The sequence below is a fragment of the Paramicrobacterium fandaimingii genome, from assembly GCF_011751745.2.
Lineage (GTDB): Bacteria > Actinomycetota > Actinomycetes > Actinomycetales > Microbacteriaceae > Paramicrobacterium > Paramicrobacterium fandaimingii.
This window is the reverse complement of record NZ_CP061170.1, coordinates 755913-780514: the sequence shown is the minus strand read 5'-3', so window position 1 is coordinate 780514 and position 24602 is coordinate 755913. Positions and strand designations below refer to the sequence as shown.

At 62.9% G+C, this 24602-nt stretch carries 17 protein-coding genes and 1 rRNA gene; 5 read left to right on the top strand and 13 right to left on the bottom strand.

What is annotated here, in order from left to right:
- Positions 1-162 precede the first annotated feature (162 nt).
- A 16S ribosomal RNA gene (locus HCR84_RS03755) occupies positions 163-1694 on the bottom strand.
- A 600-nt stretch (positions 1695-2294) separates the two neighbouring features.
- Here HCR84_RS03755 and HCR84_RS03750 point away from each other — a divergent pair.
- Positions 2295-3179 carry an EamA family transporter gene (locus tag HCR84_RS03750; RefSeq protein ID WP_166984445.1) on the top strand — a complete coding sequence of 295 codons (885 nt, stop codon included), beginning with the start codon at positions 2295-2297 and terminating at the stop codon, positions 3177-3179.
- Here the strand turns inward: HCR84_RS03750 and HCR84_RS03745 are convergent, their stop codons facing one another.
- The 8 genes from HCR84_RS03745 to HCR84_RS03710 all read right to left on the bottom strand — a co-directional run bounded on the left by HCR84_RS03745 (position 3180) and on the right by HCR84_RS03710 (position 16224).
- The gene (locus HCR84_RS03745) at positions 3180-4235 is read right to left on the bottom strand and encodes a hypothetical protein (protein ID WP_166984444.1); all 1056 of its coding nucleotides are present in this window, start codon (positions 4233-4235) and stop codon (positions 3180-3182) included. It lies immediately after the preceding gene.
- A 101-nt stretch (positions 4236-4336) separates the two neighbouring features.
- Positions 4337-4996 (bottom strand): hypothetical protein, encoded by a 660-nt coding sequence (locus tag HCR84_RS03740; RefSeq protein WP_166984443.1) that lies wholly within the window; start codon positions 4994-4996, stop codon positions 4337-4339.
- A 156-nt stretch (positions 4997-5152) separates the two neighbouring features.
- Complete coding sequence (locus tag HCR84_RS03735; protein WP_166984442.1) at positions 5153-9034, bottom strand: DNA-directed RNA polymerase subunit beta'; 3882 nt, start codon at positions 9032-9034, stop codon at positions 5153-5155.
- Between the two features lie 44 nt (positions 9035-9078).
- Positions 9079-12570, bottom strand: a complete 3492-nt coding sequence (gene rpoB, locus HCR84_RS03730; protein ID WP_166984441.1) for a DNA-directed RNA polymerase subunit beta — start codon at positions 12568-12570, stop codon at positions 9079-9081.
- Between the two features lie 230 nt (positions 12571-12800).
- Entirely contained in the window at positions 12801-13781 is a 981-nt protein-coding gene (locus HCR84_RS03725; RefSeq protein WP_166984440.1) for a hypothetical protein, read from the bottom strand.
- Between the two features lie 216 nt (positions 13782-13997).
- The gene (locus HCR84_RS03720; protein WP_166984439.1) at positions 13998-14858 is read right to left on the bottom strand and encodes a 5-oxoprolinase subunit C family protein; all 861 of its coding nucleotides are present in this window, start codon (positions 14856-14858) and stop codon (positions 13998-14000) included.
- On the bottom strand, positions 14855-15481 hold the full coding sequence (locus tag HCR84_RS03715) for a 5-oxoprolinase subunit B family protein (RefSeq protein ID WP_218043613.1): 627 nt from the start codon (positions 15479-15481) through the stop codon (positions 14855-14857). The genes HCR84_RS03720 and HCR84_RS03715 overlap by 4 nt, the downstream gene beginning before the upstream one ends.
- On the bottom strand, positions 15478-16224 hold the full coding sequence (locus HCR84_RS03710) for a 5-oxoprolinase subunit PxpA (RefSeq protein ID WP_166984459.1): 747 nt from the start codon (positions 16222-16224) through the stop codon (positions 15478-15480). Before HCR84_RS03710 ends, HCR84_RS03715 begins: the two co-directional genes overlap by 4 nt.
- 63 nt (positions 16225-16287) lie before the next feature.
- Here HCR84_RS03710 and HCR84_RS03705 point away from each other — a divergent pair, with 63 nt between their 5' ends.
- From HCR84_RS03705 to HCR84_RS03690, 4 genes are all read left to right on the top strand, one after another.
- Positions 16288-17139, top strand: coding sequence for a spermidine synthase (locus tag HCR84_RS03705; protein WP_166984438.1), 852 nt, complete (start codon positions 16288-16290; stop codon positions 17137-17139).
- A gap of 2 nt (positions 17140-17141) precedes the next feature.
- On the top strand, positions 17142-18269 hold the full coding sequence (locus tag HCR84_RS03700) for a PQQ-dependent sugar dehydrogenase (protein ID WP_166984437.1): 1128 nt from the start codon (positions 17142-17144) through the stop codon (positions 18267-18269).
- Positions 18270-18344: 75 nt separating this feature from the next.
- Positions 18345-18845, top strand: a complete 501-nt coding sequence (locus HCR84_RS03695; protein WP_244972561.1) for a tetratricopeptide repeat protein — start codon at positions 18345-18347, stop codon at positions 18843-18845.
- Positions 18846-18896: 51 nt separating this feature from the next.
- The gene (locus HCR84_RS03690; protein ID WP_166984436.1) at positions 18897-19388 is read left to right on the top strand and encodes a SprT-like domain-containing protein; all 492 of its coding nucleotides are present in this window, start codon (positions 18897-18899) and stop codon (positions 19386-19388) included.
- On the opposite strand, the gene HCR84_RS03685 is transcribed toward HCR84_RS03690, so the two are convergent.
- From HCR84_RS03685 to HCR84_RS03670, 4 genes are all read right to left on the bottom strand, one after another.
- The gene (locus HCR84_RS03685) at positions 19389-20609 is read right to left on the bottom strand and encodes an ROK family protein (protein WP_166984435.1); all 1221 of its coding nucleotides are present in this window, start codon (positions 20607-20609) and stop codon (positions 19389-19391) included.
- A 47-nt stretch (positions 20610-20656) separates the two neighbouring features.
- Entirely contained in the window at positions 20657-21877 is a 1221-nt protein-coding gene (gene mmsB / locus HCR84_RS03680; protein ID WP_166984434.1) for a multiple monosaccharide ABC transporter permease, read from the bottom strand.
- Positions 21878-21881: 4 nt separating this feature from the next.
- The gene (gene mmsA, locus HCR84_RS03675) at positions 21882-23414 is read right to left on the bottom strand and encodes a multiple monosaccharide ABC transporter ATP-binding protein (RefSeq protein WP_166984433.1); all 1533 of its coding nucleotides are present in this window, start codon (positions 23412-23414) and stop codon (positions 21882-21884) included.
- 69 nt (positions 23415-23483) lie between these two features.
- Entirely contained in the window at positions 23484-24593 is a 1110-nt protein-coding gene (locus HCR84_RS03670) for a substrate-binding domain-containing protein (protein WP_166984432.1), read from the bottom strand.
- Positions 24594-24602 lie beyond the last annotated feature (9 nt).

The following is a 24602-nucleotide window of genomic DNA, read 5'->3' as shown; positions in this document are numbered from 1 at the left end:
CAACAACCAGACCACTGTTTCCCACCCCAAAGAGGCGTACTCCAACAACCCAGCCACCCGGCCGGCCACATCAAATGTTCCACCCATGAGCTAGCCGCCAGAACACGAACGGTCCTGATACAGCCTGCTGGACACCCATAACGAGTGCCAGATGCTCCTTAGAAAGGAGGTGATCCAGCCGCACCTTCCGGTACGGCTACCTTGTTACGACTTAGTCCTAATTACCGGTCCCACCTTCGACAGCTCCCTCCACAAGGGTTAGGCCACCGGCTTCGGGTGTTACCGACTTTCATGACTTGACGGGCGGTGTGTACAAGGCCCGGGAACGTATTCACCGCAGCGTTGCTGATCTGCGATTACTAGCGACTCCGACTTCACGTAGTCGAGTTGCAGACTACGATCCGAACTGGGACCAGCTTTTTGGGATTCGCTCCACCTCACGGTATCGCCGCCCATTGTACTGGCCATTGTAGCATGCGTGAAGCCCAAGACATAAGGGGCATGATGATTTGACGTCATCCCCACCTTCCTCCGAGTTGACCCCGGCAGTATCCCATGAGTTCCCACCATTACGTGCTGGCAACATAGAACGAGGGTTGCGCTCGTTGCGGGACTTAACCCAACATCTCACGACACGAGCTGACGACAACCATGCACCACCTGTATACGAGTGTCCAAAGAGTTGACCATTTCTGGCCCGTTCTCGTATATGTCAAGCCTTGGTAAGGTTCTTCGCGTTGCATCGAATTAATCCGCATGCTCCGCCGCTTGTGCGGGCCCCCGTCAATTCCTTTGAGTTTTAGCCTTGCGGCCGTACTCCCCAGGCGGGGAACTTAATGCGTTAGCTGCGACACGGAGACCGTGGAAAGGCCCCCACATCTAGTTCCCAACGTTTACGGGGTGGACTACCAGGGTATCTAAGCCTGTTTGCTCCCCACCCTTTCGCTCCTCAGCGTCAGTAGCGGCCCAGAGATCTGCCTTCGCCATCGGTGTTCCTCCTGATATCTGCGCATTCCACCGCTACACCAGGAATTCCAATCTCCCCTACCGCACTCTAGTCTGCCCGTACCCACTGCAGGCTGGAGGTTGAGCCTCCAGATTTCACAGCAGACGTGACAAACCGCCTACGAGCTCTTTACGCCCAATAATTCCGGACAACGCTCGCACCCTACGTATTACCGCGGCTGCTGGCACGTAGTTAGCCGGTGCTTTTTCTCCAGGTACCGTCACTTACAAGAAGCTTCTTCCCTGACAAAAGAGGTTTACAACCCGAAGGCCGTCATCCCCCACGCGGCGTTGCTGCATCAGGCTTTCGCCCATTGTGCAATATTCCCCACTGCTGCCTCCCGTAGGAGTCTGGGCCGTGTCTCAGTCCCAGTGTGGCCGGTCACCCTCTCAGGCCGGCTACCCGTCGTCGCCTTGGTGAGCCATTACCTCACCAACAAGCTGATAGGCCGCGAGTCCATCCCCAACCAGTAAAACCCTTTCCACCCACAGACCATGCGGTCATGAGTCATATCCAGTATTAGACACCGTTTCCAGCGCTTATCCCAGAGTCAGGGGCAGGTTACTCACGTGTTACTCACCCGTTCGCCACTAATCCACACCAGCAAGCTGGTGCATCATCGTTCGACTTGCATGTGTTAAGCACGCCGCCAGCGTTCGTCCTGAGCCAGGATCAAACTCTCCGTAAATGCATAAAAACTGACCAAAAAACAGCCAGCAAACATCAACGCGAAACACCCCAAAAGAGGCGAATCACAAGTTCAATCATGACAAAACAAACATCATTGCTGACATTCGCTATCAATCAATCAATTTCAAAGGAATCCCAACCCCACAAAACGCGAGGCCGAGGTTCAAATAATTGGCATTTGACATGTGCACGCTATTGAGTTCTCAAGGACCAGACGCACCCAAAATCAACACCCCCAAAACAGGAGCACATCACTCTGGAGCAACCTTACAATCTTACCACACCCGAGCAGCTGTTCAAGCCACACGCCGGAAGCTACAAGAAGTCTTGACAGACTCGTTGTCGATCCGATCCCTGCGCGGCCATTGCGTCTCAGGTGGGTTCTCCATCTTAGGCCGTGAATCACGGCTCAACAAGTTCTGAATCAGAACTTCGGAGGATTTCGCCGATTGAGGCCTGGAGCTCTTCGGCTCTTCAGCACCTTTGTGGCGACAGGTGAATACTTTACGCACAGCGAGCCCCCGCCACAAATCACGGAGACAGCCCGGGCGTGTCGCCCGGAATCTCGCGCGTGAAGCCCCCGACGTATGCTGGATCGATGACGGATGGCAGGCGGGTAGCCGCGGGCGCCGCGACCCAACTCGGCACTCAGGTGAGCATCAACCTGGGGTCATCATTCGCCGGGCTCGCGATCCCCTCTGTGGGCACCGTCATTGTCGTTGCCGCTCGTCAGCTCGTGATGCTCATGATGGTGTTGCCCGTCAGCCGGCCGCGCTTTCGCTCCCTCACATGGAGAAGCTTGTGGCCAGCGCTCGCTCTGGGGTTGGTGCTCGTCTCGATGAACACCGCCTACTACCAGTCCGTGCACCTTCTCGGTCTCGGCGTCGCGGCAACCATCGAATTTCTCGGTCCGTTCGCCGTCGCGCTGTTCAGCTCACGTCGACTCGTCGATGTTGCCTGCGCCATCGTCGTCGGGGTCGGCGTTGTCATGCTCACCGGCTTTGACGGCAGCGTCAACGTCGGGGGAATCTCGCTCGCACTTCTCGCTGCGGGATCGTGGGCAGCATACATTCTGCTCGCCCGCCGAGTCGCCCTGTCTCTCCCCGGCCTTCAGGGGCTCAGCATCGCGGGCATCACCAGTCTTGTTGTGCTGCTGCCGTGGGCCCTCATCACCCTGCCGAACGCGAACTTCTCGTGGAAGATTGTTCTGCTGCTGGCGCTCATCGGCGTTCTCTCGTCAGCGCTTCCCTACAGTCTTGACTCGTTCATACTTCGAAGAATATCTGCCCGCCTGTATGCCATCATCACGGCGTTCGGACCCGTGATCGCCGCGCTGTTCGGCTGGCTCGTCCTCGGGGAAGCGTTCACCGCTCTGCAGATCATCGCCATCATTCTGGTGTCTGCTGCCGCGTGCGTTGCGATAACCACGCAGCGGCCTTCACGGAAGTCGAGGCTTCAAGAGACAGCCGAGATCTTTCCGTGATCAGCGATATGCCGCGTCGCCCTCGTCGAGCTGACGCTCATAGTCGTCTCGCGCTGCGCGGTTGCGCGCAGCCACCTTGCGGCCTCGAGCAGAGGACCATGCGCCGAACCAGATCGGCACTTCGCGACCAAGAATGAATGCGGCGATGGACGGCCAGGTCAGCAGGTTGCCCCAGACGAACTCGAGCACGCGATTCGACGGTACGGTCATCGCCTCTTGCACGAGGAGGCCGCCGATCCAACCGACGTAGGCGAATGCCGCGATGAACAGACCTCCGAGAATCCAGGCCCACCACCCCGCACGATTGACGATGAGCGCCACGATGATCAGCGCGAGGAAGAACATTCCCGTCGAGATGAGCAGCGCGGGCGAAAGCAGGGTGCCCAGAATGTCGAGTTGCTCGCCCGCGAGAATGTCGAGAAGGATCAGCACGCCGAAAAGCGCTGCGGCAAAAATCAGCGCCTGAACGATTCCGATTGCGATGCTCGCCCAACGGTTGCCCTTGCGTTTCGGCGCTTCGGCAACTTCGACATGCTGAGGGGACCCAGCCCACGGATCGTTCACGGGAGCAGCGGCTCCGTTCTGCTCGTACGTGCGAGTGGGCTCTGGCCCCGTCAACACGTGTTCCGTCGGTGTGGAGTCAGAATAGGCATCGGTCACGGCGTGGTCTGACGGGTGCTGCTCCGGGTTCTGTCCGCGTTCGTATGGATACGCGCCCGTCTGCGCATTCCCGAAGGCGGTGGGCTCGGGCGCTGCATGTTCAGGCGCCGCAGATTCGGGCGCTGCATTCCCTGATGCCGCAGAGGCGGGAGCCGCGTGCTCTGGCGCCGTAGTCTCAGTCGCCGCGTGCTCGGGCCCGTCAGAATGACGTTCAGAAGGCGCAGAGGGCTCGGTCACGGGAATGGCCGGCGGCTGCTCTGATGCCTCCGGCGGCGTCTGCGGTGCGCCGTGAGTGGCCGTACTCGGCTCCACCGACGAGGGCTCAGGCATCGTCGGCTCAGTCTCCGTCTGGTGCTCCGGCTTCGGATCGCTCGAAGTCGAGTCGGGGTCGCTCATAGCAGCCTCCTCGGCGGTCGCGTCCACTTGCGGTCACTCTACTGCGGGTGAGAATCACCCGGGCGGCTCGCGGGGCGTGTCGGATGTTTCGGCGCGGATGCTCAGGCAGCGTCTGCGGTGTCAGGCCATAGTGTGTGCACGATGTCGGGAGTGTAGTCATCGGGGGCGAAGTTCACCCAGGCCGTTCCGAGCCAGAGCCCGTCGCGCAAGAAGTGCGACTCACCGTAGCGATTGCCAGCTTCCGTTGCCGCAGTGAGGCACCGAGTTCCGCCGTCTTCGTCTTCGCAGTTGTAGCCGAGCTCCGTCATACGGTCGCGCACCGCCTGCATCGTGTCAGCATCCAGTCGGGTGACGCTCGTCGTGAGACCGTAGTCACCGGCGAAGCCCCAACTGCAATCCAGGTGTTCTGCGCCGGTGATCACGGCAGCCAGATCATCGTCGCGGCTTCCCACATTGTCGTCGACAGATGCGTCGTTCAACGGCATCCCCGTATCGGTGAGGTAGCCGTACATCTCGTCAGAATAGATCTGCTCACACGACGTGGGGTTCGGCCCCGCAAGCACGGCAGACGGCTGATTTTGGGGAAGCGGCCTGTCGGGTGCCGCGGGCTGCGGTTTCGGCGGCGGAGCAGCTTCGTCAGCACTGCCGGACACCAGCGTGGCGACGAATGCGCCGCTTGCCACGACAAGCACAGCGATGACGATGGTGGAGATGATGAACCATCGAGGCGTGGCTTTGCGTCCGTCACCTTCGTCCGTCATGCCTGGTCTCCTCGTCGCCGCGCTCATCCCGATCTTATCTCGCCACGCGACCGCTGTTACCTCGGGTGACGAGCGACAGTCAGCGTCGCGCAGTGACACCAGACAACGAAGCGGAGGGCCTCCGTAAGGAGACCCTCCGCTGTCGTTCGGTACGACTTAGCTGTACGTACCCGGGTTGAAGTCGTCGCTCGAGAAGCTGTCGAAGTCAACGAACGACAGGTCGGACTCGCTGAACGCACCGTCATCCGCGAAGATGCGGTTGGGGTAGCGCTCGGCCTTCGCCTCTTCTGTCGCCTCGACAGAGACATTGCGGTACTTCGCAAGCCCCGTGCCGGCCGGGATGAGCTTACCGATGATGACGTTCTCCTTGAGACCGATCAGCGGATCGCGCTTGCCCTCCATTGCCGCCTGCGTCAGAACGCGAGTCGTCTCCTGGAAGGATGCCGCGGACAGCCACGACTCCGTTGCAAGCGAAGCCTTGGTGATACCCATGACTTCCTGACGAGCGCTTGCGGTGCGCTTACCCTCTGCCAGCGCCGCACGGTTGAACTCGTTGTACCGCGAACGGTCGACGAGCTCACCAGGCAGAAGATCCGTGTCGCCGTGGTCGACCACGGTTACCTTGCGGAGCATCTGGCGAACGATGACCTCGATGTGCTTGTCGTGAATCGGCACACCCTGCGAACGGTAGACGCCCTGCACACCGCCGACGAGGTGACGCTGAACCTCGCGGACACCCTGCACGCGCAGAACCTCCTTGGGGTCGGTTGCACCAACGTGGAGCGGCTGCCCGAGCTCGACGTGCTCGCCATCCTCGACGAGAAGCGTCACACGCTTCAGCACCGGGTAGATGACCGGCTCGTCGCCGTTGTCGGGAGTCAGGATGACCTTTCGGCTCTTGTCCGTCTCTTCGATCGTCACGCGGCCAGCGGCCTCGGCGATCGGAGTGGCGCCCTTGGGGGTACGCGCTTCGAACAGCTCCTGCACACGAGGCAGACCCTGCGTGATGTCGTCAGCCGATGCCGAACCACCCGTGTGGAACGTGCGCATCGTGAGCTGGGTTCCCGGCTCACCAATGGACTGTGCTGCGATCGTTCCGATTGCCTCACCGATGTCGACGAGCTTGCCCGTTGCCAGCGAACGGCCGTAGCACGCGGCGCAGACGCCGATGCTCGACTCACAGCTGAGCACGGAGCGAACCTTGATCGTCTCAATGCCCGCCTCGACGAGACGCTCAATGAGAACGTCACCCACGTCATCGCCAGCGGATGCGACGACTCCGCCCTCGCTGTCGACGACGTCGGCTGCGAGCGAACGAGCGAACACGGAGTTCTCGACGTTCGGGTCACGCACGAGCGTGCCCTGCGAGTCGAACGCCGCGATCGGAAGCTCGAGGCCCTTCGACGTGCCACAGTCCTTCTCGCGAACGATGACATCCTGCGAAACGTCGACGAGTCGACGCGTCAGGTAACCGGAGTCCGCGGTGCGGAGAGCGGTGTCGGCAAGACCCTTTCGGGCACCGTGCGTTGCGATGAAGTACTCGGCAACCGAGAGGCCCTCGCGGTAGCTCGAGATGATCGGGCGCGGAATGATGCCACCCTTGGGGTCGTTCACGAGACCACGCATACCGGCGATGTTGCGAATCTGCAGCCAGTTACCACGGGCACCAGACGAGACCATGCGGTTGATGGTGTTGTCTGCGGGGAACGCGTCGCGCATCGCCTGAGCAACTTCGTCCGTCGCCTCGGTCCAGATCTTAATGAGCTCCTGTCGACGCTCGGCGTCTGTCGTGAGTCCCTTATCGAACTGGCTCTGAACCTTCGCCGCCTGCTTCTCGTACTTGGCGACGATGTCCTTCTTGCTCGCCGGAGTGAGAATGTCGCTCAGTGCAACAGTCACGCCCGAGCGAGTCGCCCAGTAGAAGCCGGCATCCTTGATGTTGTCAAGGGTCGTGGCGGTGTCGGTCTTCGAGTAACGCTCGGCGAGGTCGTTGACGATCGACGAGAGCTTGCCCTTGTCGGCAACCTCGTTGACGAACGGGTAGTCCTCGGGCATTGCTTCATTGAAGATCGCGCGGCCCAGCGTCGTGTCGAAGATGAACGGCTCACCCTGCACGAAGCCCTCGGGCTCCTCGCCGGCACGGAAGTGCAGACCATTCAGGCGAATGCGGATCTTCGCGTTGAGGTGCAGCGAGTGCTGGTCATGCGCGAGGATCGCCTCGGCGATGCTCGAGAATGCGCGACCTTCTCCCACAGCGCCCTCGGTGAGTGTCGTCAGGTGGTGCAGACCGATGATCATGTCCTGGCTGGGCAGGGTCACCGGGCGTCCGTCTGACGGCTTCAGGATGTTGTTGGACGCGAGCATGAGCACGCGGGCCTCAGCCTGAGCCTCAACCGACAGCGGAAGGTGCACGGCCATCTGGTCACCATCGAAGTCAGCGTTGAACGCTGCACAGACGAGCGGGTGGAGCTGGATTGCCTTGCCCTCAACGAGCTGCGGCTCGAACGCCTGGATGCCCAGACGGTGCAGAGTCGGAGCACGGTTCAGCAGAACCGGACGCTCGCGAATGATCTCTTCGAGCACGTCCCAGACCTCGGGACGTGCGCGCTCGACCATGCGCTTCGCTGCCTTGATGTTCTGTGCATGGCTCAGGTCGATCAGACGCTTGATGACGAACGGCTTGAACAGCTCGAGCGCCATCTGCTTCGGCAGACCACACTGGTGCAGCTTGAGCTGCGGGCCGACGACGATGACCGAACGGCCGGAGTAGTCAACGCGCTTACCCAGAAGGTTCTGGCGGAAACGTCCCTGCTTGCCCTTGAGCATGTCGCTCAGCGACTTGAGCGCGCGGTTGCCGGTTCCCGTAACCGGGCGGCCGCGACGACCGTTGTCGAAGAGCGCGTCGACGGCTTCCTGCAGCATCCGCTTCTCGTTGTTGACGATGATCTCGGGGGCACCGAGGTCAAGCAGTCGACGGAGGCGGTTGTTGCGGTTGATCACGCGACGGTAGAGGTCGTTCAAGTCACTCGTTGCGAAGCGACCACCGTCGAGCTGAACCATCGGGCGCAGCTCCGGGGGGATCACCGGCACAACGTCGAGAACCATCGCAGCAGGCGAAACGCTCGTCTGCAGGAATGCGTTCACGACCTTGAGACGCTTGATTGCACGGATCTTCTTCTGACCCTTGCCCTCAGCGATCTGAAGGTGAAGCGACTCGGCCTCGGCCGCAAGGTCGAAGCTTGCAAGACGCTTCTGCACGCCCTCGGCGCCCATGTGCGCCTCGAAGTACAGACCGTAGCGGTCCTGCAGCTCGTGGAACACGGCGTCTTCCGCCTTGAGCTCGCCCACCTTGAGGTTGCGGAAGTCTTCCCACACACGCTCAAGCTGGTTGATCTGCTCGTCGTACGACTTGCGGAGCTGAGTCATCTCTTTCTCAGCGGCGTCCTTCGTGCGACGCTTCTGGTCGGCCTTCGCGCCCTCTTCTTCCAGAGCCGCGAGGGCGTCTTCGAGCTTCTTCAGACGGTCGGCGATCTGCGCGTCGCGCTGATCAGAGAGCGTCTTGAGCTCGAGCCGGAGCTCGTTCTCGAGGCCAGGCATGTCAGCGTGGCGAGCTTCCTCGTCAACGTTGATCACCATGTAGGCGGCGAAGTAGATGACCTTCTCGAGGTCCTTCGGCGCCATGTCAAGCAGGTATCCGAGTCGTGAAGGAACACCCTTGAAGTACCAGATGTGGGTGACGGGCGCGGCGAGTTCAATGTGACCCATCCGCTCGCGGCGGACGGAGGACTTGGTGACCTCTACTCCACAGCGCTCACACACGATGCCCTTGAAGCGCACGCGCTTGTACTTTCCACACGAGCACTCCCAGTCGCGGCTGGGTCCGAAGATCTGCTCACCGAACAGGCCGTCCTTCTCAGGCTTCAGTGTGCGGTAGTTGATGGTCTCGGGCTTCTTCACCTCGCCGTACGACCAACGACGGATGTCGTCGCCGGTAGCCAGGCCAATGCGAAGCTCGTCAAATGTTGTTACGTCGAGCAATTTCTCTCCTGAAATTCTCTGAAGTTTCTACAGTGGCCAGGCGCTTAGATCTCGTCAATAGACGAGGACTCGAACCTGGAGGAAATGTTGATGCCCAACTCCTCGGCGGCGCGGAACGCGTCGTCGTCGGTGTCGCGCAGACTCACCGCGGTGCCGTCGGCCGAGAGTACCTCGACGTTCAAGCACAGCGACTGCATTTCCTTCATGAGCACCTTGAAGCTCTCGGGAATGCCTGGCTCCTGGATGTTCTCGCCCTTGACGATCGACTCGTACACCTTGACGCGGCCGAGAATGTCGTCTGACTTGATCGTCAGGAGCTCCTGGAGTGCGTAAGCCGCACCGTATGCCTCGAGCGCCCAGACCTCCATCTCACCGAAGCGCTGTCCACCGAACTGCGCCTTTCCGCCGAGAGGCTGCTGAGTGATCATTGAGTACGGTCCCGTCGAACGTGCGTGGATCTTGTCGTCGACGAGGTGGTGCAGCTTCAGGATGTACATGAAGCCGACCGATACCGGCTCGGGGAAAGGCTCGCCAGACCGACCGTCGAAGAGACGCGTCTTTCCGGTCGAGGTGATCATGCGCTCACCGTCGCGGTTCGGGAGAGTCGCGTCAAGCAGGCCTGCGATCTCGTGCTCTTCAGCACCGTCGAAGACCGGCGTAGCGACCTTGGTTCCCGGCGTACCCTCGCGGGTTTCTGCCGGAAGCCCCTTCGCCCACTCCGGGTTGCCTTCAACCTTCCAGCCCTGGTTGGCAATCCAGCCGAGGTGCGTCTCGAGCACCTGCCCGAAGTTCATGCGTCCAGGAATGCCGAGCGGGTTGAGGATGATGTCGACAGGAGTTCCATCGGAGAGGAACGGCATGTCCTCCACCGGCAGGATCTTCGAGATGACGCCCTTGTTTCCGTGGCGTCCCGCGAGCTTGTCGCCCTCGGTAATCTTGCGCTTCTGGGCGATGTAGACAACGACGCGGCGGTTGACGCCCGAGCCGAGCTCGTCGTCACCCTCTTCTGCGTCGAACTCCTTGACAGCGATGACCGTTCCGCTCTCACCGTGAGGAACCTTGAGGCTGGTGTCGCGCACCTCGCGGCTCTTCTCGTTGAAGATCGCGCGAAGCAGTCGCTCTTCAGCGCTGAGCTCGGTCTCACCCTTCGGTGTGACCTTGCCGACGAGGATGTCGCCGGGGTGAACCTCGGCTCCAATGCGGATGACACCGCGCTCGTCGAGGTCCTTGAGCAGGTCAGGGCTCACGTTGGGCAGATCACGGGTGATCTCTTCCTTGCCGAGCTTGGTGTCGCGAGCGTCAACCTCGTACTCCTCGATGTGAATCGAGCTGAGGGTGTCGTCCTTCACCACGTTCTGGCTGAGGATGATGGCGTCCTCGAAGTTGAGGCCCTCCCACGGCATGAACGCAACGAGCAGGTTCTTGCCGAGCGCGAGCTCGCCGTTCTCTGTCGACGGACCGTCAGCGACGACCTCGCCAGCCTCAACGCGGTCTCCCTCGTTGACGATGACGCGGTGGTTGTAGCTGTTTCCCTGGTTCGAGCGGAGGAACTTGTCGAGGTAGTACGTCTTGGTGCCGCCCTCGTCGAGCTGGAGCGTCACGCTGTCTGCGGATACCCGCGAGACGACGCCGGCCTTCTCGGCCGAGATGACCTCGCCGGCGTCGATTGCCGCGAAGCCTTCCATACCCGTTCCGACGTACGGCGACTCGCTGCGCAGCAGCGGCACAGCCTGACGCTGCATGTTGGCGCCCATGAGCGCACGGTTTGCGTCGTCGTGCTCGAGGAACGGAATCAGCGACGTGCCGACCGAAACCATCTGGCGCGGGGAGACATCCATGTAAGCGATCTCGTCAACAGGAACGAGGTCGACCTCGCCGTCTTCCTTGCGCGCAAGGACGCGGTCGTCACGGAAGGTGCTGTCGTCGTTCAGAACCGCATTGGCCTGAGCGACGATGTAGTCTTCTTCTTCCATCGCGGTGAGGTAGTCGACCTTCTCGGTGACCTTTCCCTTCACGATGCGACGGTACGGCGTCTCGATGAAGCCGAACGCGTTGATGCGGGCAAACGTGGCGAGCGAGCCGATCAGACCGATGTTCGGGCCTTCAGGGGTCTCGATCGGGCACATGCGACCGTAGTGCGACGGGTGAACGTCACGAACCTCGACGCCAGCGCGCTCACGGGACAGACCTCCGGGCCCGAGTGCCGAGAGACGACGCTTGTGCGTCAGACCGGCGAGCGGGTTGTTCTGGTCCATGAACTGCGACAGCTGGCTTGTTCCGAAGAACTCCTTGATCGCGGCGACGACGGGGCGCACGTTGATCAGAGTCTGCGGCGTGATCGCCTCGATGTCCTGCGTCGTCATGCGCTCACGCACAACGCGCTCCATGCGCGACAGACCGGTGCGAACCTGGTTCTGGATGAGCTCGCCGACGGCGCGGATGCGACGGTTGCCGAAGTTGTCGATGTCGTCGATGTCGAGACGGATGTCGGCGCTCTTGCCGTTGCGGAGACCCTCGAACGTCGTCTCGCCCGCGTGCAGGCGAACAAGGTACTTGATCGTTGCGACGACGTCTTCAACAGTGAGCACCGAGTCGCTGAGCGGCGCTTCAAGACCAAGCTTCTTGTTGATCTTGTAGCGGCCGACCTTGGCGAGGTCGTAACGCTTCGGGTTGAAGTAGAAGTTGTCGAGAAGCGCGCGAGCGGCTTCAGCAGCAACCTGCTCGCCCGGACGCAGCTTGCGGTAGATGTCGCGAAGAGCATCTTCCTTCGTGAGGATCGGGTCTTTCTCGAGCGTCGACGCGATCGACTCGTAGCCAGCGAACTCGGCGAGGATCTCTTCGCTTGTCATGCCGAGAGCCTTGAGGAACGTCGTCACCGACTGCTTGCGCTTACGGTCGACGCGCACGCCCACCTGATCGCGCTTGTCGATCTCGAACTCAAGCCATGCACCGCGGCTCGGGATGATGCGCGCAGAGAAGACATCCTTGTCACTTGTCTTCTCTGGTGTGCGGTCGAAGTACACGCCGGGGCTTCGGACGAGCTGGGACACGACGACACGCTCGGTGCCGTTGATGATGAACGTGCCCTTCTCGGTCATGAGGGGGAAGTCCCCCATGAACACCGTCTGAGTCTTGATCTCACCCGTGAGGTGGTTCATGAACTCGGCCTCGACGTACAGCGGAGCGGCGTATGTCTTGCCGCGCTCGGTGCACTCCTCGATCGAGTACTTCTCCGGCTCGAGGTACGGGTTGGCGAACGACAGCTGCATCGTCTCGCCGAGGTCCTCGATCGGAGAGATCTCCTCGAAGATCTCCTCGAGACCCGAATCGTTCGGCAGGTCCTTGCGGTCAGAGTCCGCCGCGTTCTCGACGCGGTCCTTCCAGTTGTCGTTTCCGACAAGCCAGTCGAAGCTCTCCGTCTGCAGTGCCAGAAGATCTGGGACGGTCAGCGTGTCACTGATCTTGGCGAATGAAGGCCGAGATGCGTTACGGCCGTTCTTGGATGTGGTGGTGGTTGCGTTGCGCGCAGCAGCCAAGGGTAATAACCTCCGTGGGCCCCGTCGGGCCAAGTTACTGTTAGTAATGGAGTACTCGCCTCACGCCATGTGAAGTCGTGCGTCATGCGAAACACGAAGCACTGGGCCGACCGCAATATGAAGGCATGGTAGAACGTCAGGGAGCGCAAAGATCAAGTGTATGTCGTTTGACGCGCCGTGTCCACTGCGGTTCTTGACGATCGGCAACCTCTCAGGTATAACCAGGCTGCTCACCACTTAATTGTGAGGTGCGGATCGTGCGCGGCGCCACTCTCGGGGGCCGCGGCGCACGCTCGAATCCGCGCGATCAGCGCCGAGGGATCGCGATCGTCGGCCGCCGTTGCGCGGATCGTTCGCAGACCGATGTCGGCAAAATCGTTGACGCGGTCAATGTCTTTTCGCCACTGTCGAACGTCGGTGAGATGCTGTTCCCCCTCGTACTCGATGATGAGGCCCCACGCCAGATACAGCATGTCAACGCGTCCGAGGAAGACGCCTCGGTAGAGGATGCTGGGGTTTATCGCCGGCTCCGGAAGTCCCGCCGTGACCAGATGGACGCGAAGCCGCGACTCGCGTGGAGACTCGGCGCGGTCGTTGAGGAGGCTCAGAGCCTCGGCACGGCGAGCCCGCCACCGGGTCGTCTGGTAGCTGTGCGCTGCATCAGCGAGCGCCCTCGTCGTCGTGCGCGGTTTGCGGTGGTGAATGAGCGCATCGCCCGCGGCCACAAGGTCGGGCACATCGAGCATCGCGGCGAGGTCGCACCAGGTGCGCTCGATGGTCGTCGCGGGAATTCCGTCGACGTTCGTCATATCATCACGCGTGCCCGAGATGCAGTGACCGACAATCCCACGATGCCGTGGGGCACGGGCGCCGTACGGAACACTGACGTCGAGCCTGTCGTCGTTCAGAAAGCGCAAAGGCAGCGGGATGCTGTGGAGGTACGCCGCGGTCATCCCCGAGCACACGCCGTTCTTCGGCATCCGCGTGAGATATGCCCGCGCGAAGGCGACAACGCGGCGTCGCTTGGCCGCGATCTTCTCGGCGACCGTTGACGCTGCGCCGTGCGCCAGCCACTTCGACGGAACGCGCACGTGCGGAAAGGGCATTGCGAGGTCGGAGGCGCGGAGCCGTCGCGGACTGAGCCCCGCTTCGGCCGCCTCGGAAACAGTGAAGGCGCGGTTGACGAAGCGATCGGGAAGCGGAGTGAGCATACGTCGACTGTGCCGAACAGCGCCTCGACGCATTCAGAACGGCGCACGATCGGTGCACAACGTGCGATGGGGCGGCCTTGTGGACGACGAGTCGGCGGCGATGAAAGTGACACGCCGTAAAACGTCGCTCGGGTGGTGGCCTGGAGCGACAGTTTACGGCGTGTCACTTTTGGGCACGTTGGCAGGTGGGAGGGCAGGGGCAGGGGGCAGGGCTGGTCAGGCGCGGCGGAACGCGAGCTCCTGCCCCGGCCGCAACTGCGCGAACACATCAAGGGCTTCGCTCGCGACCACGGCGATCACCGGGTAGCCGCCCGTCACCGGATGGTCGGCGAGCAGCACCGTCGGCAGACCGGATGGCGGAACCTGAATCGCACCAGCCACCATGCCCTCGCTCGGCAGCTCCGCATCGATGCGTCGCGCCACGGGGTCGCCGACAAGCCGAGCGCCCACCCGATCCGATGCGGCATCGAGCACCCACACCGTGTCGAAGAACGCGGCGACAGCGGCATCCTCGAACCATTCCCGTCGCGGCCCGAGCACGACGGGCATTTCGACGCGCTCCAGCGTCGGCGGGCTCCACGGCGCGATCTCGAGCGCAGGAATCGGCGAATCGGGCACCGCGCCGACGGCGAGCTCGTCACCCGCCGCGAGAGGCTCAGGCCCGAGCCCCGACAGCGTGTCACGGGAGCGCGACCCCAGAACGGGCGTCGACTCGATGCCGCCACGCACGCCGAGATACGCCCGAAGGCCGCCCGCCGCGGCATCCACCCGCAGCGTCTGCCCTGCCCGCACGCGCACCGGAGTATTGGGATCGACCTGCTCGCCCTCGACGGTGATGGGGCACCACGCGCCCGTGACCGCCACCCAGACGTCGGCGGTCGCGCGGGCCTCGAAGCCGCCGACCGTGATCTCGAGCGCGGCGTCGGCCTCACTGTTGCCGACGAGGCGATTGGCCAGTCGCAGCGCGCCGCGATCGAGCGCCCCAGAAGACGGCACGCCGATGTGTGCAAACCCCGGGCGCCCGAGATCCTGCACCGTAGTGAGCGGGCCGGATTCAACGATGGCGAGCTGTGTCATGACGCCTCCCGAAAGACGACGACCGCTCCCGGCTCGAGAAGGGCAGGATGCTGTCGCTCGACGTTCCACAGATCGGCGTCGGTGCGGCCGATGAGCTGCCATCCGCCGGGCGACGAGCGCGGGTAGACGCCGGCGAAGGCCCCGGCGAGCGCGACGGAGCCAGCAGGCACCTCCGTTCGCGGTGACGCGCGGCGCGGCACGGCAAGACGCTCGTGGTCGGTCACGAGGTAGGCGAAGCCCGGCGCGAAGCCGCCGAACGCCACCCGCCAGGTCGACCGCGTATGGCACGCGATCACCTCGCGCTCGCTGAGCCCCGTGTGCCGTGCGACGTCGGCCAGATCGGCGCCGTCGTAGTGAACGTCGATGTGCACCGGCTCCGAGTCGGCAGTCGGCGCGGCCGGGACGAGCGCTGCATCGGCAAGCCACCGGCGAACAGACTCGACGTCGTGGTGCCGCGCGACAGTCACAAGGATTGTGCGCGCAGCCGGAACAACGTCGATCACGCAGCCAGGCCTGTCAGCGAGCCCCCGGTGCAGCGCCATCACCTCGCTGAGCGACTCGCACTCGACGAGAAGCGCCAGGTCACCGACGGCGCGGATGGTGCGTGCAGGGTGCTCACTCACGAGGTAACCGCCGCAATCGTGATGGCGGATGCCTCGAGCGCGGCCCTGACCTCGGCGGCCATGCGCACGGCGCCCGGAGTGTCTCCGTGCACACACAGCGAATCGACGTCAAGCCGAATGCGCTCCCCCGTCTCGGCAACGACGATTCGCTCGACGCTCATGGCGACGGCGCGTTCTGCCACGGCATCCGCCGGCAGAAGCGCCCCCGGCTCACCGCGCGGAACGAGCGCACCCTGAGCGGTATACCCGCGGTCGACGAACGCCTCCCGAATGAAGGTAAGGCCATGGCCGGATGCCGCCTCGGCGATGCGCGATTCGGGCAGCCCCATGATCGGCAGCAGACCGCACGAGGCGACGGCTTCTGCGACGGCATCCGCCCTTTCGGCGTCCCACGCTATGCGGTTGTAGAGCGCACCGTGCGGCTTCACGTAGCGCACGGTGGTGCCGGCGGCAGCCGCGATCTCTGCGAGCGTGCCGATCTGCTCGACGATGTGCCCGACGAGGGCCGCTCTGTCGATGTCGACGTCTGCGCGTCCGAAGTGCGCTGGGTCGAGATACGAGACGTGGGCTCCAATCGCGACCCCGTGCTGCACAGCCATGTCGCACGACGCCGCCATGCTGTCGGCGTCACCGGCGTGAAAACCGCACGCGACGTTCGCACTGGAGATGTACGAAAACATCGCGGCGTCGTCTGCCGTCGGCTGCCCGTCGACGGTCTCACCAAGATCGCAGTTGAGATCGATGCGCACACGTCAAGGCTAGCGCGAGTGCCTGTCGCGCGGCAGGGTCGGCCGTAGACTCGGCACGTGAGCGAGATTCCGTCGATCGTGCTGTCGGGCAGCGGCCTGGCCGCGCGCATCGAGCCCGATACCTTTCAAGACGGCGCCTTTCAACTCGTTGTCGACGGCACTCCGCAGTCGCACGTGAACATGGGCGATCCGCGCGAGCTGTTCTTCGAGTACGTGCGCCGCATCGGCCACGTCGTCGACCTTGTGCGTCCCACAGGCACGCCGATCACCGCCGTGCACCTCGGAGCGGGTGCGCTCACGCTTCCGCGCTACGTCGATGCCACTCGCCCGGGCTCACGCCAGCAGGTGATCGAGTTGGAGCGCGACCTCGTCGACTTCGTGCGAGAGCACCTTCCCTGGTCGAAGAAGGCCCAGATTCGCGTGCGGTACGGTGACGCCCGCGACATGCTCGGCCGACTTCCTGCCGGCCTGAACGGCACAGTCGACCTGGTGATCAGCGACATCTTCAGCGGCTCCCAGACGCCGGCACATGTGACGAGCACGGAGTTCTACGAGCGGGTAGCGACTCTCCTCTCACCAGACGGGATGCTCGCGGTCAACGTCGCCGACGGACCCGGACTCGCCTTCACACGCAGCCAAGCGGCAACGCTGAGCGAGGTGTTCGGGGAGGTCGCCGCTCTTGCGGACACGCAGATTCTCAAGGGACGCCGCTTCGGCAACGTCGTGCTCGTCGCCTCCCGCTCGATGCTGCCGCTCGACATGGTTCCCCGCTTGCTCGCCGGAGGTCCGTACCCGGCGAAGCTCGTCGCGGGCAGGGAGCTGAGGGACTTCATCGCCGGCGCCCGCCCCGTTGTCGACAGCGAGGCTCAGCCGTCTCCGCTGCCGTCGCGAAACGTGTTTGACGTGTAGTCATGCCCGCAAACGCATATGCCAGACGGATGCTGCGGCTCGCTGCCGTCGCAGCGGCATCCGCTCTTCTGCTCTGCGCCTGCTCCCCGGCTCAGCCTCGCGCCCAGAACTCCGCTCCCGCAAACACGACGGCACCGGCAATGCCCAATGGGGAATACGACGTGCTCGCGACGCAGCTCGACGCGCCATGGTCGATCGTGCCCCTCGAATCCGGCGTTCTCCTCTCTCTGCGCGACAGCGCCCAGATCGTGCATCTCACCGACGAGGGCGATCGACAGGTGATCGGCACCGTCGACGCGGCCGCTCCCGCGGGCGAGGGCGGGCTTCTCGGCCTTGCCCTGCACAGCGAAGACACAGACGACGCGTGGCTCTACGCGTATGTGACGACGGCGACAGATAACCGCATCGTGCGCTACTCCGTCACGGGGCTGCCTCACGACCCACAGCTGGGCTCGGCAGTCGAGGTTCTCACCGGCATCCCCAAAGCCACAATTCACAACGGCGGCCGCCTTGCATTCGGACCAGACGGGATGCTGTACGCGACGACAGGCGATGCGACAGGCGACGATATCGCGCACGACGTGGATTCTCTCGCGGGTAAGATTCTGCGCATGACGCCTGACGGCGGCGTCCCGGTCGACAATCCGTTTGACGGATCTCTCGTGTATTCCCTCGGCCACCGCAATCCGCAGGGACTCGCGTGGACGGAAGACGGACGAATGTGGGCAAGCGAGTTCGGCCAGAACACGTGGGACGAGCTGAACCTCATCGAACCCGGCGCCGACTACGGGTGGCCAACGGTCGAGGGCATTGCCCACGACGAGAGCTTCACCGATCCGGTGCTGCAGTGGTCGACAGACGAGGCGAGCCCGAGCGGCCTCACCGCGCTCGGTGACACGCTGTACATGGCCGGACTCGGAGGTGAGCGGCTGTGGGTGATCACCACCACGGCAGACGACGCGCACGCCGCCGCGTTCTTCGAAGACGAGCTCGGCCGCATTCGCGACGTCGTGGCAACGGCATCCGGATCGCTCCTGCTCGTCACGAACAACACAGACGGACGGGGAAACCCCGGCCCGGATGACGACAGGCTGATCACGGTGCACGTCAACGAGAGCGGCGCGGGTTAGCCTCGATGTCAGAAGCTGCGATGCGCACAACACGCGGCCTGGAAAACGAGGAGGGAGAGAGCCCTGGGAATCATCTTGGGTTATGATGCCGCCACCCTTCGCGAGAAGGTGGATCTCAAGGCCGTCGGCGAGCGCCTCGACGAGCTCGGCAGCATGCGAAGCCTCGAGGCGATGTGCGAGAAGGCATGGCTGCTGAAGGTTGCCGGCCAGCTCGACGACGCCCTCGACTCCGCAAATGCCGCCATCAGGGTCGCCCGGTTCACCGGCAATCGTCGCGATCTCATGAGGCCTCGGATGCTGCGCGCACAGGTGCTGCAATTCCGCGCCGAATTCGAGCCGGCCCTTCACGAGCTGAACTCCCTCATCGAAGAGGCACACACCCACGAATGGCAGCTGTACGAGGCATTCGCGCTGCAGCATCGCGGCAAGGTGTACTTCGACCAGGAGGAATACGAGCTGGCGCTCGCTGACTTCCGGGCGGCGATTCACATTCGCCGAGACGCTGGTGCATCAGAGAGCCAGATCGAGTCGTCGCTGGTCGCGATTGCCGTTGCCGAGGCACGCATTTCGGCGTAGCCGCCGCGAGTGCGCTCGCCGAACGTCAGTGACCTGTCCTACATTTAAGACATGGCAGATCTGGCTCGAGTGAGAGTGTGGGCGCACGCGCTCATCTCCCTCCACCTCGACGCGTCGTGGACGTTCGCGTTCGACAACGCGAAAAAGCGTGCCGGGCTGTGCAATTACTCGACGAAGCGCATTTCGGTGTCACGGTATCTGGCGTCGCGCTACGACGACGACGAGATTCACCAAGTGCTGCTGCACGAGGTCGCCCATGCCATGGCCGGCCCGAAGGCTGGGCACAGCCCCGCATGGGTGCGCGTCGCGCGCGAGATCGGCTATGAAGGGCAGCGCCTTCACCACGGCAAGATCGCCGATGAGCTCGCACCATGGATCGGAGCCTGCCCGCGGGGCCATCGTCTCTATCGCTACCGTGCGCCGACGAGGCGCGTCTCGTGCGGCGAATGCTCGAGACGCTTCGACCCGAATTTTGAGATCGTGTGGACGAAGCGCACGATCACGCCCGCGGAGCGGGCAAAGGCGGCTCTCAACGCGTCGTGATCAGTCGCGTCTGAATGCCAGCGGATCGGCGAGCAGCGGCGCAAACGCCAACTCAGCTGCGCCGATCATCACCCGCCTGGAGCGCAGCCGCGCTCGAGCAAGAACGACCGAGCGCGAGTGCCCCGACATCGAGCGCAGCTTGAGCTCTCCGCCGAGGCGTTCATCTGACACCGTGAGCAGCGCGCCAAGAAAACCGCCGAGCACCACGACCTCGGGATCGAAGATGTTGACGAGGTTGGTGAGCGCGATCGACAGAAACTCCAGCTGGCGGCGCACCTCGTCGAGCACCGCGTGATCGCGCGTCACACCGAGTTCGATGTCGAGCTCGTGCTCATCGGCGCGGGTGAGTCCGATCAGCCGCAACAGCCGCTCCAGATTCACCTCGGTCTCGAGGCACCCGATGCGTCCGCAGTGGCAGCGCGTTCCTGTGCTGTTCACCATGATGTGACCGAGTTCGCCTGCGAAGCCGGATGTTCCGCGCAGCGGCTGACCGTCGATGATGACGCCGCCGCCGATGCCGGAGCCGCTTCCGTCGACGAAGACGAGGTCTTTCGCGCCCTTTGCCGCACCAAAGAGGTTCTCGGCAATCGCGCCGACCGTCGCGTCGTTGGCGATGAAGACCGGAAGCTGAAACGCCTGCGCCATGGGCGTAGCCAGGTCGACATCTTTCCAATGCAGCTGCGGCGCGTTCACAATGCGACCCGTCGCCGCACTCACGAGGCCGGGAACCGCGACTCCCACCCCGACGAGGTCGTACGACTGCTCGATTTCTCCGCGCATCCCCTCGACAATCGAATGCGCGACGCGAACAGCTTCTGCCGGGCTGGGAACGCGAGAGCTGTCGAAGCGAACGCTTCGGATGATCTCTCCCCCGAGCCCGATCAGTCCGATCGCAACGCTGTTGTGCTCGGGGTTGACAGTGATCGCCGACAGCCGCGGCTCGGGATGAACGCGAAGGCTTGGGCGGCCGATCTGCCCGACAACCGTCTCGGGTTCTCCCTCGTAGGCGAGCCCCGCCTCGACGAGCTCCGCGACGAGCACAGCGATCGTCGAGCGGTTCAGCCCCGTCTTGCGTGTCAGCTCTGCACGACTGCAGCCGCCGTTGCGGTGCAGAATCTGCATGAGCATCGAGAGGTTGAAGCGTCTGAGCTGGTCATTGCTCGTGCGGGAGCCGGGTGAGGGAGCGACGCGTTCCGACACGACATCATCGCGACGGGTCATCGCGTCACTCCCCTCTGTTCACTGTTCTGCATACATCCCGTGTGGGACTATCCGGCGCTGCCGCGCTTCTTATTGAAGATATCGAACGCAACGGCAAGAAGCAGAACAAGACCCTTGATGGCCATCTGCCATGCGGCATCCACCGAGAGAATCGACAGCCCCATGTTGAGCACGCCCATCACGAGCGCACCGATGACGGCGCCGACGACCGTTCCGACGCCACCGGTCACAGCCGCGCCGCCGATGAACACAGCGGCAATGGCATCCAACTCGTAGTTGGTTCCGGCCGAGGCGACTGCGCCGCCGGCACGCGCCGTTGACACGACACCGGCAAGACCGGCGAGAAGACCCATGTTGGTGAGGATGAAGAAGTCGATCCACTTGGTCTTCACACCGCTCATCATGGCCGCGAAGCGATTGCCGCCGATGGCGTACACGTGACGGCCGAACACCGTGTTCCGCAGAACGAACGTGTAGGCAAGAATCAGCACGGCGAGAATGATGAGGATGTACGGCGTGCCCGCATAGTCGCTGAGGAGCCACGCGAGAGCGAGAATGGCCACCGATGCGATGCCGAGCTTGATCCAGAACGACACGAGCGGCTCGCGCACGAGATCCAGACGCCGCTGCACGGAGCGCGCCCGCGACTGCTGAAAGACCAGCAGAACGACAGCGACGATTCCGAAGACGATGGTGAGCACGTCTCGTCCGCCGAGTTCGCCCAGCCAACCGGGGAACCAGCCAGCGCCGATCGCGACGAAGCTCTCGGAGAGCCCGCTGATCGTTCCGCCCGTGAGCAGCACGAGAGTGAGGCCGCGGAAGAGCAGCATGCCCGCGAGCGTGACGATGAAGGCCGGGATGCCGACGAAGGCGACCCAGAATCCCTGCCACGCGCCGACGAGAGCGCCGACGAGAAGGGCAACGATGACGGCCGCCCACCAGGGAAGCCCCCAGTGCTGCATCGCGATGGCAGATATCGCTCCGACCATGGCGACGACCGAGCCGACAGACAGGTCAATGTGCCCGCCGATGATCACGATCACCATTCCGACGGCCAGAATCAGCACGTAGGCGTTCTGCTGGATCAGGTTATTGATGTTTCCCGGCAAGAGCAGACGACCATCGGTCATCACCTCGAATAGCACGATGATGATGGCGAGGGCCGCCAGAATTCCGTACTGTCTCAGGTTCACCGAGATGGTCGGCCGCTTGCGCGGCTTCTTCTGCGGTGCCGGTGTTGTGGGGGCTGTGGTTGTCGATGTGCTCACGACGTCAGTCCTTTCCCGCTGTCATGTACTCCATGAGCACTTCCTGCGTTGCGTCGGCTCGAGCGACTTCGCCCGTCAGCCGTCCTTCAGATATTGCATAGATACGATCCGAGAGCCCCAGCAGCTCGGGCAGCTCGGACGAGATGACGACGACGGCCTTGCCCTGCGCCGCCAGCTCGTTGATGATTCCGTAGATTTCGTACTTCGCGCCCACGTCGATTCCACGGGTCGGCTCGTCGAGAAACAGCACGTCCGGTCCGGTGAAGATCCATTTCGAGAGCACGACCTTCTGCTGGTTTCCACCAGAGAGCTTGCCCGTGATCGCCGAGACAGACGGTGCCTTGATGTTCATCTTCTCGCGGTACGAGTCCGCAACTTTGTGCTCTCGATAGCGATCGACGACACCGCCGCGTGCGAGCTTCGACAGCGCCGCAGACGAGATGTTCTCGGCGATGTCCTTGATCAGATTGAGCCCGTAGCGCTTGCGGTCCTCCGTAGCGTAGGCGAGCCCGTGGGAGATCGCCTCCCCCACAGAGCGCGCCTGAATCTCTGTTCCGTTCTTATAGATGCGACCGGAGATCTTGGTGCCGTAGGAATGCCCGAAGACACTCATGGCCAGCTCGGTGCGCCCGGCTCCCATAAGGCCGGCAAACCCGACGATCTCACCCGAACGCACGGTGAACGATGCCCCGTCGACGACCTTTCGCGCGGTATCGACCGGGTGGTACACGGTCCAGTCCTCGACCCGCAGAACTTCTTCGCCGATATCGGGATCCCTCGGAGGGAACAGGTTGTTCAGGTCACGGCCGACCATCGAACGGATGATCCGATTCTCTGTGGCCGTCGGCTCAGACATCGAGAACGACTCGATCGTCTTGCCGTCGCGGATGATCGTGACGCTGTCTGCGATGCGCTTAATCTCTTTGAGCTTGTGAGAGATGATGATGCTCGTGATTCCCTGCTCGCGCAACTGCTCGATCAGTCCGAGCAGGTGCGCCGAGTCCTCATCGTTGAGCGCCGCCGTCGGCTCGTCGAGGATGAGTAGCTTCACGTTCTTCGACAGCGCCTTCGCGATCTCGACGAGCTGCTGTTTCCCCACCCCGAGTTCGAGGACGGGAGTTGAGGGGTTCTCGCGGAGGCCGACGCGCTTCAGCAGCCGGGCGGCTTCGGCGTTCGTCGAGTTCCAGTCGATGACGCCGCGGGTCTGCTGTTCGTTTCCGAGAAAGATGTTCTCAGAAATCGAGAGGAACGGGCTGAGTGCGAGCTCCTGATGGATGATGACGATTCCATCGCGCTCGCTGTCGTTGATCGACCTATAGCCGACGTCGTGGCCGTCGAACTCGATGCTGCCGGTGTATGTTCCTGCCGGGTAGACGCCGCTCAGCACCTTCATGAGTGTGGACTTGCCTGCGCCGTTCTCACCGCAGATGCCGTGGATCTCACCGCGGTGCACTTCGAGGGAGACGCCGTCGAGGGCCTTCACCGGCCCGAAATTGATGGCGATGTCAGACATCGTCAGGATGCTTGGTGACTGCATAGGGAATTCTTTCAGTGTCGTCGATGACATGCCGGGTGCGGCCGGCGCTCCCGCGCCGGCCGCACGAGGTCACAGGCCGAGTTCAGACCCGTCGATGAAGCCGCTGTCGACAATCTCTTTCTGAACGTTGTCTTTCGTGACGACAACGGGGTCAAGCTGAGCCGTCGGCACGTCGAACTCACCGTTGTTGTAGGTGACGTTGGTATCGACGTCTTCACCGGCGACGATCTGCTTGATCATCTCGAACACGGTGTCGCCGAGCTTGCGCGTGTCCTTGAGCACCGTCATCGCCTGCGCGCCGTTGAGGATCGCCTTGACGTTTGCCTTGTCGGCATCCTGACCGGTGATGAGCGGGTAGTCCTCGCCCGGTGTGTAGCCAGCCGACTTGAGCGACGCTTCGATTCCGATGGCGAGGCTGTCGTTCGGGGAGAGAACGACGTCGACCTTTTCGTCGCCCGAGTAGAACGAGGTCAGTCGGTTGTCCATCTCGGCCTGCGCCTTGTCTGAGGCCCAGCCCTGAATGCCGATCGATGCCCACTCATCGTTGGACTTCGGTGCCTTGCCGCTCGGAACGACGAGCTGGCCGTTCTCGACGTAGGGAAGCAGAACGTCCCAGGCACCAGAGAAGAAGAACTTCGCGTTGTTGTCGTCGGGGCTGCCAGCGAACGGCTCGAGGTTGAAGGGGCCCTCGCCGTCGGCGAGGCCGAGCTTGTCAACAATAAACTCGCCCTGCATCTTGCCAACCTTCGCGTTGTCGAAGGTGGCGTAATAGTCGATGTCTTCCGTGCCGTTGATGAGGCGATCGTACGAGATGACGACAGCATCCTGTGTCTTCTTCGCCTCGCTGAGAACAGGAGAGAGAACCTCACCGTCGATCGGAGCGACGACGAGAATCTTCGCACCGGCCGCGATCTGGTTTTGAATCTGGCTGATCTGCTTGTTTGTCTTGTTGTCTGCGTACTGCAGGTCGACGGTGCACCCGTGGTCTTTGAGCTGCGCCTCAAGCTGCTCGCCGTCGTTGATCCAGCGCTCGAGCGAGCGTGTGGGCATCGAGATGCCGACGTTGCACTCGACGTCGCTGCCCTCGGTCGAGCCCTCTGCCTCGGATGAACACGCCGCGAGTCCCGCGGCCATGAGCCCGACGGCTCCAAGAGCCAGGACCTTCTTGGTGATGGACATGTGCTGATT

Bases quoted from the DNA above. Each gene is read 5' to 3' on its own strand.
- HCR84_RS03740 (WP_166984443.1), bottom strand. From the start codon at position 4,996: ATGACGGACGAAGGTGACGGACGCAAAGCCACGCCTCGATGGTTCATC.
- HCR84_RS03720 (WP_166984439.1), bottom strand. From the start codon at position 14,858: ATGACACAGCTCGCCATCGTTGAATCCGGCCCGCTCACTACGGTGCAG.
- HCR84_RS03745 (WP_166984444.1), bottom strand. From the start codon at position 4,235: ATGAGCGACCCCGACTCGACTTCGAGCGATCCGAAGCCGGAGCACCAG.
- HCR84_RS03670 (WP_166984432.1), bottom strand. From the start codon at position 24,593: ATGTCCATCACCAAGAAGGTCCTGGCTCTTGGAGCCGTCGGGCTCATG.
- mmsA (WP_166984433.1), bottom strand. From the start codon at position 23,414: ATGCAGTCACCAAGCATCCTGACGATGTCTGACATCGCCATCAATTTC.
- HCR84_RS03725 (WP_166984440.1), bottom strand. From the start codon at position 13,781: ATGCTCACTCCGCTTCCCGATCGCTTCGTCAACCGCGCCTTCACTGTT.
- HCR84_RS03690 (WP_166984436.1), top strand. From the start codon at position 18,897: ATGGCAGATCTGGCTCGAGTGAGAGTGTGGGCGCACGCGCTCATCTCC.
- HCR84_RS03750 (WP_166984445.1), top strand. From the start codon at position 2,295: ATGACGGATGGCAGGCGGGTAGCCGCGGGCGCCGCGACCCAACTCGGC.
- HCR84_RS03700 (WP_166984437.1), top strand. From the start codon at position 17,142: ATGCCCGCAAACGCATATGCCAGACGGATGCTGCGGCTCGCTGCCGTC.
- HCR84_RS03685 (WP_166984435.1), bottom strand. From the start codon at position 20,609: ATGACCCGTCGCGATGATGTCGTGTCGGAACGCGTCGCTCCCTCACCC.